This is a genomic window from Kitasatospora sp. NPDC057518 (genome assembly GCF_042802075.1).
In the GTDB taxonomy this organism is placed as follows: domain Bacteria; phylum Actinomycetota; class Actinomycetes; order Streptomycetales; family Streptomycetaceae; genus Kitasatospora.
In genome coordinates this window covers 1-11,913 of record NZ_JBHVEU010000276.1, presented here as the reverse complement: position 1 = coordinate 11,913, position 11,913 = coordinate 1, and the positions used below count along the sequence as shown (strand labels likewise).

Here is an 11,913-nt window from a genome sequence, read left to right as displayed (position 1 = left end):
GGCCCCTCCGTGACGTTTCCGCGGTGTCAGACCGCGATGACGGTGATCAGCGCGACCAGGCCGAGCAGGGTGGGGGCGATGACCCACCAGCACCAGCGGACCTCGACCGGGCCCGCGGCGGCGGGGCGGGCGGCGTTGCGCTCGGCCAGCTCCTGGAGGACGGCGGTGACCTGGTCGGACCAGGCGCGGGTGGGGTCGGGCGAGCCCTGGACGACCGGGTTGGTCCGCTTGGCCATCCCCAGCCCCAGACCGGTCCGGGAGGCGTGCTCGGCGGCGCTGGGGCTCTGCGCCCGGGTGGCCCGCTTGCGCTGCCGCAGCGACACCGGCACCGCCCAGACCTGGAACTTCTTCCCGCCCGCGAGCAGCTCGACCGAGTACCCCGCGCGCAGCGCGTCCACCGAGGCCCACGGCGCGACGACGGTCCGCCACGGGTTGCGCACCACCAGCCGGTCGCGTCCGGCCGTCACGGCCGGGCGCAGCGTGTACGCGATCACCGGGAAGGCGAACACCGGCACCGCGGCGAGCGAGACGTACGGCGTCTTGCCCGTCCCGCTCACCACCGCGTCGCCGATCAGCCAGGCGGCGACCACCAGCAGCAGCACTCCGGAGATCACACCGGGGACAGAGCGGTACACGCGGTCCGCGTACTCGGGCTCCCCGTCGGGGGCGGCGGGGCCCTGGCCGGGCTTGCCGTCGGAATCGGTCATGTCGACGATTCTGCCCCATGCCCCTCACCCTGAGGTCTCGGTCCGGCCACGAATGGCAGGTGCCCTGGCGGCCCACTACGCGCGTAGATATGCTGCTCTGGTGACTATGTCCACTGTTGCAGCCAATGCCCTCGGCGTTGCGGGCAGCGGCCTTCAGGACGTTGCTGCGTCCGAGGCCTCGCTCCGCCGGTTCCTGCACGGCCTGCCCGGCGTCGACCAGGTCGGCCTGGAGGCGCGTGCCGCCGCTCTCGGTACCCGCTCGATCAAGACCACGGCGAAGGCGTACGCCATCGACCTGGCGATCTCGATGATCGACCTGACCACGCTGGAGGGCGCGGACACGGTCGGCAAGGTGCGCGCACTGTGCGCCAAGGGCAGGACCCCCGACCCGACCGACCCGACCACCCTCCGCGTCGCCGCCATCTGCGTCTACCCGGACATGGTCGCCACCGCGAAGGCCGCCCTGGAGGGCACCGACATCCAGGTCGCCTCCGTGGCCACCGCCTTCCCGGCCGGCCGCGCCGCCCTCCCGGTCAAGCTCGCCGACACCGCCGACGCGGTGGCCGCGGGTGCCGACGAGATCGACATGGTGATCGACCGCGGTGCCTTCCTCTCCGGCCGCTACCTCGACGTCTTCAACGAGATCGTGGCCGTCAAGGAGGCGTGCAAGCGCCCCGACGGCAGCTCCGCCCACCTCAAGGTGATCTTCGAGACCGGCGAGCTCCAGACCTACGACAACGTCCGCCGGGTCTCCTGGCTGGCGATGCTGGCCGGCGCCGACTTCATCAAGACCTCCACCGGGAAGGTCGCCGTCAACGCGACCCCGCCGGTCACCCTGCTGATGCTGGAGGCGGTCCGCGACTTCCGCGCGGCCACCGGCGTCCAGGTCGGCGTCAAGCCCGCCGGCGGCATCCGCACCACCAAGGACGCCATGAAGTACCTGGTGATGGTCAACGAGACCCTCGGCGACGACTGGCTGACCCAGCACTGGTTCCGCTTCGGCGCCTCCAGCCTGCTCAACGACCTGCTGATGCAGCGCCAGAAGCTGGCCACCGGCCGCTACTCCGGCCCCGACTACGTGACGGTGGACTGATCACCATGGCCAAGAAGAAGAACACCGAGGAGCCCGTGGCCAAGCCCGCCGGCGGCCTCTTCGCCTACGCCCCGGCCCCCGAGTCGCCGGCCGCCGCGGGCGACATCGCCACCTCCTACGGCCACTTCATCGGCGGCGAGTTCGTCGACTCCTCCGGCAACGAGGCCCTGAAGACGGTCAACCCGGCCACCGAGCAGGTGCTCGCCGAGTTCGCCCAGGGCACCGAGGAGGACGTGGACCGCGCGGTCGCCGCCGCCCGCAAGGCCTTCGCCGACTGGTCGGCGCTGCCCGGCAGCGAGCGCGCCAAGTACCTGTTCCGGATCGCCCGGATCATCCAGGAGCGCAGCCGCGAGCTGGCCGTGCTGGAGTCGATCGACAACGGCAAGCCGATCCGCGAGACCCGCGACGTCGACCTGCCGCTGGTCGCCGCGCACTTCTTCTACTACGCGGGCTGGGCCGACAAGCTGGACTACGCCGGCTTCGGTCCCAACCCGAAGCCGCTGGGCGTGGCCGGCCAGGTCATCCCGTGGAACTTCCCGCTGCTGATGCTGGCGTGGAAGATCGCGCCCGCGCTGGCGACCGGCAACACGGTCGTCCTGAAGCCGGCCGAGACCACCCCGCTGACCGCGCTGCGCTTCGCCGAGATCTGCCGCCAGGCCGGTCTGCCGAAGGGCGTCGTCAACATCGTCACCGGCGACGGCCGCACCGGCGCCGCGCTGACCTCCCACCCGGACGTCAACAAGGTCGCGTTCACCGGCTCCACCCCGGTCGGCCGCGCCATCGCCAAGCAGCTGGCCGGCACCCGCAAGAAGCTCTCGCTGGAGCTGGGCGGCAAGGCCGCGAACATCGTCTTCGACGACGCGCCGATCGACCAGGCCGTCGAGGGCATCGTCAACGGCATCTTCTTCAACCAGGGCCACGTCTGCTGCGCCGGTTCGCGCCTGCTGGTCCAGGAGTCCGTCCAGGACGAGCTGCTGGACGCCCTGAAGCGCCGGATGGGCACCCTGCGGGTCGGCGACCCGCTGGACAAGAACACCGACATCGGCGCCATCAACTCCGCCGCGCAGCTGGCCCGGATCACCGCGCTGACCGACGCCGGCGAGGCCGAGGGCGCCGAGCGCTGGTCGCCGGAGTGCGAACTCCCGGGCACCGGCTTCTGGTTCAAGCCGACCCTGTTCACCGGCGTCAGCCAGGCCCACCGGATCGCCCAGGAGGAGATCTTCGGCCCGGTCCTGTCGGTGCTGACCTTCCGCACCCCCGCCGAGGCGGTCGAGAAGGCCAACAACACCCCGTACGGCCTCTCCGCCGGCATCTGGACGGAGAAGGGCTCGCGCATCCTCTGGATGGCGGACCGCCTCAGGGCCGGCGTGGTCTGGGCCAACACCTTCAACAAGTTCGACCCGACCTCGCCGTTCGGCGGCTACAAGGAGTCGGGCTACGGCCGCGAGGGTGGCCGCCACGGTCTGGAGCCCTACCTGAATGTCGAGGCCCTCGATGTCTGATGTCGCAACGCGTCTTGACGTCTTCAAGACCTACAAGCTGTACGTCGGCGGGAAGTTCCCGCGCTCCGAGAGCGGGCGGGTGTACGAGGTGACCGACTCCAAGGGCGAGTGGCTCGCCAACGTCCCGCTGGGCACCCGCAAGGACACCCGTGACGCCGTCTTGGCCGCCCGCAAGGCGGTCAAGGGCTGGGCCGGCACCACCGCGTACAACCGCGGCCAGGTGCTGTACCGGGTGGCCGAGATGCTCCAGGGCCGGCGCGAGCAGTTCGCCGCCGAGGTGGCCGTCTCCGAGGGCATCGGCCCGAAGAAGGCCGCCGCGCTGGTGGACGCCGCGATCGACCGCTGGGTCTGGTACGCGGGCTGGACCGACAAGGTCGCCCAGATCGCGGGCGGCGCCAACCCGGTCGCCGGTCCGTACTTCAACCTCTCCTCCCCGGAGCCGACCGGTGTGGTCGGGGTCGTCGCCCCGCAGGCCGGGTACGGGCACTCGCTGCTCGGCCTGGTCTCGGTGATCGCCCCGGCGATCGCCACCGGGAACACGGTCGTGGTCGCGGCCGCCGCGGACGCCCCGCTGCCCGCGCTGTCGCTGGGCGAGGTGCTGGCCACCTCGGACGTCCCGGGCGGCGTGGTCAACATCGTCTCGGGCCGGACCGCGGACATCGCCCCCACCCTGGCCTCGCACCAGGACGTCAACGCGCTGGACCTCACCGGGGCCATCGCCGCCGACGGTCCCGGCGCGGCGTACGCGCTGGAGGCGGCCGCCGCGGATACCCTGAAGAGGGTGGTCCGTCCGGCGCTGGACCCGTTCGCCCAGGACTGGACCAATGCGCCGGGTACAAAGCGGCTACTCTCGTTCCTGGAGACGAAGACGGTCTGGCACCCGAAGGGGATCTGACCTCCGGCACTCCGGGTAACAACTCCACAGACTGGCCGTCCCCAGTGCCCTCACCCCCCCAGGGCCCGGACGGTCACAGGACGGACCCGCGCCTCTCCCCCCCTGGCGCGGGTCCGTCGGCGTTCCCGGGGTGCTCCCGCCGTCGGCCCGTCGACTTTCGTCACCCGCGCCGCCGACTTTCGACGCTCCCGCCCGCCCCACCGGCCCGGCCAGAATCACCGGTGACGGAGACGGCCGGGGGAACGACCGGGGGGACGCATGGGCGAGTTCATCGGCGAGCTGATGGCACTGTTCGCGGACGGCTTCTACCGCACGTGGCACGTGGCCCGCACCAGGCGGCGGCTGGCCGCGGGCCGCCCGGTCAGGGTGCCCTGCTCGGCCCGGTCCGAGCGGCAGCCCGACTACGTCAACGGCAGCCTGCGCATCAGGCCGGGCACCGACACCGTGGCCCTGGTCACCCGCGACACCGGCCGGTGCGAACTGCCCGCCGGCGGGACCTTCCACGAGCCCGAGCCCGACACCTGGCACAGCCCGGACTGGGCCGCCACCGCCTACCGGCCGCCCGGCGCCGACGAACCGGTCTACCTCCAGGTGGACAGCCGCTACCTGCCGATGGTCCACGTCGCCCTCGCCGACCCGGCGTCACAGTCGAAGCCAGGGGCACGGTAGAAGGTCCGCCCCGGCCGGTTTCGGCAACCGGCCGGGATGCGTCAGACTGGTGTCCCGTGAGTGACTCCCCCATGAACCCCGCACCGACCGGGCATGCCCGGGTGATCCTGCTCTCCGGGCCCTCCGGGTCGGGGAAGTCCTCGCTCGCCGAGCGCAGCGGCCTGCCGGTGCTCCAGCTCGACGACTTCTACAAGGACGGGGACGACCCGACCCTGCCGCGGCTGCCGGACGGCGCCGTCGACTGGGACTCCCCGCTGGCCTGGCACCGCGACCAGGCCGTCGCCGCGATCCGCGCCCTGCACGAGCACGGCCGCACCGACGTCCCGGTGTACTCGATCCCGGACAACGGCCGGATCGGCACCCGCGGCCTGGAGCTGGACGGGGCGGACGCGTTCATCGCGGAGGGCATCTTCGCCGCCGAGATCACCGCCGAGTGCGCCGACCAGGGCCTGCTCGGCGACGCCCTGTGCCTGCGCAACGGCGCGCTCACCACGGCCTGGCGCCGGCTGCGCCGGGACGTCCGGGAGGGCCGCAAGTCGCTGCCGGTGCTGCTGCGCCGGGGCCTGCGGCTGATGCGGGCCGAGCGGTCCATCGTCGGACGGCAGGTCGCGCTCGGCTCGTACGCGTGCGCCGGGCCGGAGGCCGAGCGGCGGATCCGCGCCGCGACCCGGGCCGGCGAGCTCTCCGCCGCCTGAACCCCGTACGGCCGAGCCCGGTACGGCCGAACCCCAGGGCATGACGAAGGGCCCGGTGCGTCTCCCCCGCACCGGGCCCTTCGCCTTCCCCGAACGGTCTTCGGCTCCCCCACGGGCGTGCTCCCCCGAGCCGCTGCCCCCGGACCGTGACCGTCCGCTTCCCGTCCCCCGACGGGAGTCCTCGTTACGCGACCAGCTCGCCGAACGCCCGGACGGTGTCGCCGGACTTGTTCAGGTGCTCGTCCTCGCGCAGCCGGCGCAGGGCGCGCCAGATGCTGCTCTTGACCGTGCCGACGCTGATCCCCAGCACGCCGGCGATCTCCGGGTCGGTCTTGCCCTCGTAGTACCGCAGCACCAGCATGGTGCGCTGGTTCTCCGGCAGCTTCGCCAGCGCCTGCCAGAGCACGGTGCGCAGCTCGGTGCCGCCCATCGCGTCGGTGTCGCCGGCCGTCTCCGGCAGCTCCTCGGTCGGGTACTCGTTGACCTTGCGGCGCCGCCAGGCGGAGATGTGCAGGTTGGTCATGGTGCGGCGGAGGTAGCCCCCGACCGCGGCCTTGTCGGTGATCCGGCCCCAGGCCCGGTAGGTGCTGAAGAGCGCGCTCTGCAGCAGGTCCTCGGCCTCGTAGCGGTCACCGGTCAGGTGGTAGGCCGTGGCGTACAGGGAGGCGCGGCGCTCGCGCACGTACGCGGTGAACTCCGTGATGTGGTCCTCCGCGACGGCCGGGTGCTCCCCCTGCGCGCCTCCCTGCCCGGCCTCGGTGGTGCGGGCCGCCGCGGGGTTCAGCCGCAGCAGCGTCGCACCGGCGGCCTCGCGACCGGTCGGCTCCCCCGAACCGACCGTCCGCAGACCGTTCCCCCCGGTCCCCCGGTTCCCCCCCGGGGCGTCCTTGCCCTCGACGCGGACGGGGAGGATCCCCCGCAGCGTGAGGGTGGTGGCGGAGTCGGCCGAACTCCCCAGACGGCCGATCCCGTACAGCTCCCCCGTCCTGCCGCCGCCGCTCACCCGACGGGCGACAGGGTTTCCACCGGTGCTGTGCGCGCACCCCCGCACGGTCACGGCACCGGAGTTCTCGTCGGTCCTGACCTCGTACCGGGTCCGGTGGGACGTGGCTGACGAACGCGCGGTGCGGACAGCCGGGTTGGTCCGGGTCTGAAGCGTGGCGTTCATCGTGCGCCCCCTGGGTCGGTACGAGCGGTTCCGGTAGCCGCCCTTCAGCCGGCCTTGCGGCCCGCTGTCCTGCGGCGACATGGAAAATCCTGCCCGCCGGTTGTGATGGCGCTGTCCGCCGACTGTCACAGGGGTGTCACAGGAGCCGTCCGAATGTCCCGGACCGCCCCCCTGTGAACCTGACGCCGGTGGCACGCGTTCCGGTTCCAGAAGGGACGGTGGGTGGTCCGGGGGGTGATTCGGCGCTGCCGGTGGGCCAAAATGGGGCCGTGCCTTTCCTCCTTCTGATCGAGGACGACGACGCCATCCGGACCGGCCTCGAACTCGCCCTCACCCGCCAGGGCCACCGCGTGGCCACCGCTGCCTCCGGTGAGGACGGTCTGCGTCTCTTCAAGGAGCAGCGGCCCGACCTGATCGTGCTCGACGTGATGCTGCCCGGCATCGACGGCTTCGAGGTGTGCCGCCGGATCCGCCGCACCGACCAGCTGCCGATCATCCTGCTGACCGCCCGCTCGGACGACATCGACGTGGTGGTGGGCCTGGAGTCCGGCGCGGACGACTACGTCGTGAAACCGGTGCAGCCGCGGGTGCTGGACGCCCGGATCCGGGCGGTGCTGCGGCGCGGCGAACGGGAGAGCTCGGACTCCTCGGCCTACGGCACCGTGGTGATCGACCGCGCGGCGATGACCGTCACCAAGGACGGACTCGACCTCCAGCTCACCCCGACCGAGCTGCGGCTGCTGCTGGAGCTCAGCCGCCGCCCCGGCCAGGCGCTCTCCCGCCAGCAGCTGCTGCGGCTGGTCTGGGAGCACGACTACCTCGGCGACTCCCGCCTGGTGGACGCGTGCGTGCAGCGGCTGCGGGCCAAGGTCGAGGACGTGCCGTCCGCGCCGACGCTGATCCGCACCGTCCGCGGGGTGGGCTACCGGCTGGACCCGCCGGCCTGACCCCGCGACCCGGCCACCGGCCCCTCCCCCGACCTCTGAACTCCCGTACCACGACAGGCTCTTGTGACTGACCATCAGACGACTGCCCGGCGGTTCTCGACGGGCCGGTGGCGTCGGCTGCGCTCCCTGCGGGTGCGGCTGATCGCGGTGTTCGCGGCCGTCGCGCTGCTCGCCGCCGTCTCGGCCTCCGGCATCGCGTACTGGCTGAACCGCGACGCGGTGCTCAAGCGCGCCCAGAACACCGTGCTGAACGACTTCCGGGTCTCGCTCACCCGCAACGTCTCCGACCTGCCGCTGAACGCGACCTGCCAGGAGCTGGCCTCGCTGGCGTCCACCGTGGCCAGCTCCGGCCTGACGTACGACGTGGTGGTGGTCGACGCGGCGCACCCGGAGTGCCCGGCCTCCTCCGACCCCGCGCACTTCACGCTGGCCGACGTGCCGACCGCGCTGCAGTCCACCGTCGCCAAGCCGCGCGAGATCACCGAGAACAACCCGTACCCGTACCACCTGTACTGGCAGCGGCAGAACCTGGAGGGCCGGCCGTTCGTGATCGGCGGCACCAAGGTGGTGCCGAACGGCCCGACGGCGTACATGTTCAAGTCGCTGGAGAACGAGCGGGCCGACCTCAACACCCTGGGCTGGTCGCTGGCGATCGCCACGCTGTTCGCGCTGATCGGCTCGGCGCTGCTCGCCCAGGCCGCCTCGGCCACCGTGCTGCGGCCGGTCAAGCGGCTCGGCGACGCCGCCCGGCGGCTCGGCGAGGGGCACCTGGACACCCGGCTGGAGGTCGACGGCTCGGACGAGCTCGCCGACCTGGCGAGGACCTTCAACCGGACGGCGGAGCAGCTGCACGAGCAGGTCGAGGAGCTGAGCGCGCGCGAGGCGCAGAGCCGGCGGTTCGTCGCCGACATGTCGCACGAGCTGCGCACCCCGCTGACCGCGATGACCGCCGTGACGGACATCCTGGAGGACGAGGCCGAGTCGCTGGACCCGATGATCGAGCCGGCCGTCCGGCTCGTGGTCAGCGAGACCCGGCGGCTGTCCGACCTGGTGGAGAACCTGATGGAGGTGACCCGCTTCGACGCGGGTACCGCCAGGCTGGTCGCCGACGAGGTGGACATCGCCGACCTGATCATGTCCTGCATCGACGGGCGGGCCTGGTACGACGCGGTCGAACTGGACGCCCCGCGCGGCATCCTGGCCGTGGTCGACCCGCGCCGGCTCGACGTGGTCTTCGCCAACCTGATCGGCAACGCGCTGAAGCACGGCGGCTCGCCGGTGCGGGTCAAGGTCCGGCAGGACGGGGAGTCGGTCGTGGTCGAGGTCTCCGACAGCGGCCCGGGCATCCCGGAGGACGTGCTGCCGCACGTCTTCGACCGCTTCTACAAGGCGGACCGGGGGCGGGCCCGCTCGGAGGGCAGCGGCCTCGGCCTGTCGATCGCGATGGCCAACGCGCAGATACACGGGGGAACGATCACGGCGGCGAACGGGGAGGTCGGCGCGGTGTTCACCCTGACGCTGCCGCTGGCCCCGCCGCCTCCGCCGTCCGCGGGCGAGGCCGAGGGCGGCCCCGCCGGCGACGCCGCCGAGGACAAGGACGCCACGTGACCAGCCCCACCGACACCGTTGTCCCCCGCACCGTCCTGCGCCGCGGCGCCGGCGTGCTGCTGCTGGTCGCGCTGGCCTCCGGCTGCGGCATCCGGCCGACCGCCGTGCCGGTCGACGCCGGCGCGCCCGCCAGCCGGACGGCCTGCCCGACCTCCCCGCACATACCGGCGGCCCTGGCCACCCCGCCGGGCCCGGCCCCGACCGTGTCCCCGACCCGCGGCACCAAGGCGGGCGTGAGCCCGAGCCCGTCGCCCACCCCGGTGGCGCCGGGCAGCCCGCCGCCGGACAACGTGTTCAGCGCGGTGCCGACGGCCTCGCCCTGCCGGTAGCCCGCCCTGGGGGTGGGCCGCCCTGCAAGTGGCCCGCCCGGCGAGCGGGCCGCCCTGCGGGCAGGCCGCCGGCAAGGGGCGGGAGGGGGCGGGAGGGGGCGGGAAGGGGCGGGAAGGGGGTTCGGGGGCGCGTTTGGGAATGTTCACGCCGGGTGTGGAACCGACGTGACGTCGGCCCACGTCCTTCCCCCCGTGCAGCGAGATGGCACCAGGACACGCGACGAGCGTTCCGGCGCGGGGACCGAGAGCAACCCGGCGGCGGCCGTCCACCGTCCCCTCCGGTTGGCCGGACTGGCGGGCCTCACCGGCCACCTGGCACTGGTGCTCTGGCTGGTGCTGAGACCGCTGCCGGTGGCCTGGGTGTACGACGCCAACCTGACGCCGTTCGCCTCGCTCCGCTCCTCCAGCGGCTGGCAGGTGGTCGGCGAACTCCTGCTGCTGGCCCCGCTCGGGGTCCTGCTGCCGCTGGCCGGCGGCCGGCTCCGGGCCCCCTGGCTGCCGTCCTTCCTGCGCACCACCGGCGCCTCCGCGCTGCTGGCGACCGCGCTGGAGTTCCTCTCCTCCTGGGCACCCGGGCACGTCCTCAACGTGGACCACATCCTGCTCGCCGTGGTCGGCGTGGCCGTCGTCCACCTCGCGCTCGTCCCGGGCCTGCGGCACCTGCTGCGGGACCGGCGGCCGCGGGTGCCCCGGATGACGGTGCTCTCGGTGCCGCCGGCCGTCGCCTCGGTCGCCGCCGCCACCTCGGTCGCCGCCGTCACGCCCGCCGCCCGGCGGCGCGCCTACGCGGAGCCGACGCCCCCGGCCGGCTGATCCGGCCGCGGGTCCCGGACCACCCGGCCGCCGACCTCGACCAGCCCGCCCGGGCGCGGCCCGGCCAGCAGCCGCGAGCCCCGGCCCTGGGTGATGGTCAGCGCCCGGCCGAGGTGCGCGGCCAGCAGCAGGGCGGCCGCACCGGTCGCCTCGTCCTCGTCGATCCCGTCGCCCCGGCCGGGGAAGGCCCGGGCCCGGACGGTGCCGGCCGCCTCGTCCTGCCAGGCCCAGGCGTAGACCCACTCCCCCGGCGGCGGCACCTCCAGCGCCTCCACCTCGGCCGCCGAACCGTACGGCCGCAGCGTGCGCCCCGGGGCCCACTCGGGCCGGGCCTCGATCCGGATCAGCCCGCCCTCGCGCCGCACGGCCACCTCGCCGGCGGCCGTGACCAGCCGGTCCACCCCGAGCAGCCAGGCGGCGCCCACGCACGGGTGGCCGGCGAACGGCAGGCGCACCGACGGGGTGTAGATGTCGATCTCCCCGCGCTCCGGGTCGTCGACGAACACCGTCTCGCTGAAGCCCAGTTCGCGCGCGACCCGCTGCCGGTCCGCGCGACCCGGCACGGCGGCGCCGTCGCGCACCACCCCGAGCGCGTTCCCGTGGCTCCCGTCGGGCCCGCAAAAGACCCGCAGCACCTCAAACCCCGTCATTTCCCCACCTCGTCTACTCCCGCTCCGGACCGGCGCAATGACACCGTGACACAAAGGCGGCGACGGATGTCGGCCGCCTCCAGTACTGTGCGCTGTCGTCCCCGAACGGTTCCCGCCGTTTTTCTCCTTCCCCTCCCAGGAAAGCCCCCGTGAACAATCTCGACTTCAGCGCCGAACCGCTCTTCTCCTGGTACGTCGTACTGCTGGCCCTCAGCGGCGCCATCATGGTGGCCCTCGGGGTCGCGGCCGGCGGACTGAAGGTCGGCCTGCGCATCCTCAACCTCGTCCTCGGCCTCGCGTTCCTGGGGTACGCCTACTACCTGGCGTTCGTCTTCGAGGGCGGCACGTACACCATCTTCTTCAAGGCGTTCATCCTGCCGGTCGGCATGATCGTCGCCTCGGTGAAGGCGCTGGTGGAGCGCAGCAACGCCAAGAAGCAGCCCGCGCAGGCGGCCGCCCCGTTCGACCCGAACGCGCCGCAGGGGGCGTTCAACCCGAACGCGCCGTTCAACCCGAACGCCGCCCAGCAGGCGCCGTTCAACCCCAACGCGCCGTTCAACCCCAACGCCCCGCAGGCGCCGCAGCCGCCGTTCAACCCCAACGCCCCGCAGGCCCCGTACGCCGCGCAGCCGGGCGCGCCCGTCCCGCCGCCGGCCGGTGCCCCCGTGCCGCCCGCCCCGGCGCCGGGCGCCTCGCCGTACCAGCCGGGTGTCCCGCCGCAGCCGGTGGCGGACAACCCGTACGCGCAGCCGCAGCCGCCGCAGCACCCGGCCGGCTGACCGCACCGAGCCGAGCCGTACCGCCGTACGAACGCCGGAAGGCCCGCCCGTCACCCGC

The 11,913-nt window shown here is 73.4% G+C and carries 13 protein-coding genes; 10 read left to right on the top strand and 3 right to left on the bottom strand.

The genetic code is table 11. From position 1 onward, the window contains the following. Positions 1-26: 26 nt before the first annotated feature. Positions 27-707: a PH domain-containing protein gene (locus ACFU7Z_RS25765; protein WP_375876650.1), complete on the bottom strand. Its 681-nt coding sequence runs from the start codon at positions 705-707 to the stop codon at positions 27-29. 106 nt (positions 708-813) lie between these two features. Here ACFU7Z_RS25765 and deoC point away from each other — a divergent pair, with 106 nt between their 5' ends. From deoC to ACFU7Z_RS25740, 5 genes are all read left to right on the top strand, one after another. Continuing rightward, a complete protein-coding gene (gene deoC / locus ACFU7Z_RS25760; RefSeq protein WP_380779937.1) occupies positions 814-1,800 on the top strand; it encodes a deoxyribose-phosphate aldolase in 987 nt (328 codons plus the stop codon). 5 nt (positions 1,801-1,805) lie between these two features. Then, positions 1,806-3,302 (top strand): aldehyde dehydrogenase family protein, encoded by a 1,497-nt coding sequence (locus ACFU7Z_RS25755; protein WP_074003903.1) that lies wholly within the window; start codon positions 1,806-1,808, stop codon positions 3,300-3,302. Further along, the gene (locus ACFU7Z_RS25750; protein ID WP_049654094.1) at positions 3,295-4,197 is read left to right on the top strand and encodes an aldehyde dehydrogenase family protein; all 903 of its coding nucleotides are present in this window, start codon (positions 3,295-3,297) and stop codon (positions 4,195-4,197) included. Before ACFU7Z_RS25755 ends, ACFU7Z_RS25750 begins: the two co-directional genes overlap by 8 nt. 258 nt (positions 4,198-4,455) lie before the next feature. Then, positions 4,456-4,866 (top strand): hypothetical protein, encoded by a 411-nt coding sequence (locus ACFU7Z_RS25745; protein ID WP_380779935.1) that lies wholly within the window; start codon positions 4,456-4,458, stop codon positions 4,864-4,866. Between the two features lie 56 nt (positions 4,867-4,922). Next, positions 4,923-5,561, top strand: coding sequence for an ATP-binding protein (locus ACFU7Z_RS25740; protein ID WP_375876652.1), 639 nt, complete (start codon positions 4,923-4,925; stop codon positions 5,559-5,561). A 184-nt stretch (positions 5,562-5,745) separates the two neighbouring features. Here the strand turns inward: ACFU7Z_RS25740 and ACFU7Z_RS25735 are convergent, their stop codons facing one another. Then, positions 5,746-6,729: a SigE family RNA polymerase sigma factor gene (locus ACFU7Z_RS25735; protein ID WP_369808315.1), complete on the bottom strand. Its 984-nt coding sequence runs from the start codon at positions 6,727-6,729 to the stop codon at positions 5,746-5,748. A gap of 269 nt (positions 6,730-6,998) precedes the next feature. Between ACFU7Z_RS25735 and ACFU7Z_RS25730 the strand changes: the two genes are divergently transcribed. The 4 genes from ACFU7Z_RS25730 to ACFU7Z_RS25715 all read left to right on the top strand — a co-directional run bounded on the left by ACFU7Z_RS25730 (position 6,999) and on the right by ACFU7Z_RS25715 (position 10,426). Next, the gene (locus ACFU7Z_RS25730) at positions 6,999-7,676 is read left to right on the top strand and encodes a response regulator transcription factor (protein ID WP_049654100.1); all 678 of its coding nucleotides are present in this window, start codon (positions 6,999-7,001) and stop codon (positions 7,674-7,676) included. 63 nt (positions 7,677-7,739) lie between these two features. After that, on the top strand, positions 7,740-9,284 hold the full coding sequence (locus ACFU7Z_RS25725; RefSeq protein ID WP_049654103.1) for a HAMP domain-containing sensor histidine kinase: 1,545 nt from the start codon (positions 7,740-7,742) through the stop codon (positions 9,282-9,284). Then, a complete protein-coding gene (locus tag ACFU7Z_RS25720; protein WP_074003907.1) occupies positions 9,281-9,613 on the top strand; it encodes a hypothetical protein in 333 nt (110 codons plus the stop codon). Before ACFU7Z_RS25725 ends, ACFU7Z_RS25720 begins: the two co-directional genes overlap by 4 nt. 282 nt (positions 9,614-9,895) lie before the next feature. Continuing rightward, positions 9,896-10,426: a VanZ family protein gene (locus tag ACFU7Z_RS25715; protein WP_380779933.1), complete on the top strand. Its 531-nt coding sequence runs from the start codon at positions 9,896-9,898 to the stop codon at positions 10,424-10,426. Here the strand turns inward: ACFU7Z_RS25715 and ACFU7Z_RS25710 are convergent. Then, on the bottom strand, positions 10,396-11,076 hold the full coding sequence (locus ACFU7Z_RS25710) for a PhzF family phenazine biosynthesis protein (RefSeq protein WP_380779931.1): 681 nt from the start codon (positions 11,074-11,076) through the stop codon (positions 10,396-10,398). The genes ACFU7Z_RS25715 and ACFU7Z_RS25710 overlap by 31 nt on opposite strands. Before the next feature lie 149 nt (positions 11,077-11,225). On the opposite strand from ACFU7Z_RS25710, the gene ACFU7Z_RS25705 reads away from it, so the two are divergent. Beyond that, the gene (locus ACFU7Z_RS25705; protein WP_074003910.1) at positions 11,226-11,855 is read left to right on the top strand and encodes a hypothetical protein; all 630 of its coding nucleotides are present in this window, start codon (positions 11,226-11,228) and stop codon (positions 11,853-11,855) included. Positions 11,856-11,913: the final 58 nt, after the last annotated feature.

What these genes read in the sequence shown, in the direction of transcription:
- ACFU7Z_RS25765 (WP_375876650.1), bottom strand. Translation starts at nt 707, where the DNA reads ATGACCGATTCCGACGGCAAGCCCGGCCAGGGCCCCGCCGCCCCCGAC.
- deoC (WP_380779937.1), top strand. Translation starts at nt 814, where the DNA reads ATGTCCACTGTTGCAGCCAATGCCCTCGGCGTTGCGGGCAGCGGCCTT.
- ACFU7Z_RS25755 (WP_074003903.1), top strand. Translation starts at nt 1,806, where the DNA reads ATGGCCAAGAAGAAGAACACCGAGGAGCCCGTGGCCAAGCCCGCCGGC.
- ACFU7Z_RS25750 (WP_049654094.1), top strand. Translation starts at nt 3,295, where the DNA reads ATGTCTGATGTCGCAACGCGTCTTGACGTCTTCAAGACCTACAAGCTG.
- ACFU7Z_RS25745 (WP_380779935.1), top strand. Translation starts at nt 4,456, where the DNA reads ATGGGCGAGTTCATCGGCGAGCTGATGGCACTGTTCGCGGACGGCTTC.
- ACFU7Z_RS25735 (WP_369808315.1), bottom strand. Translation starts at nt 6,729, where the DNA reads ATGAACGCCACGCTTCAGACCCGGACCAACCCGGCTGTCCGCACCGCG.
- ACFU7Z_RS25710 (WP_380779931.1), bottom strand. Translation starts at nt 11,076, where the DNA reads ATGACGGGGTTTGAGGTGCTGCGGGTCTTTTGCGGGCCCGACGGGAGC.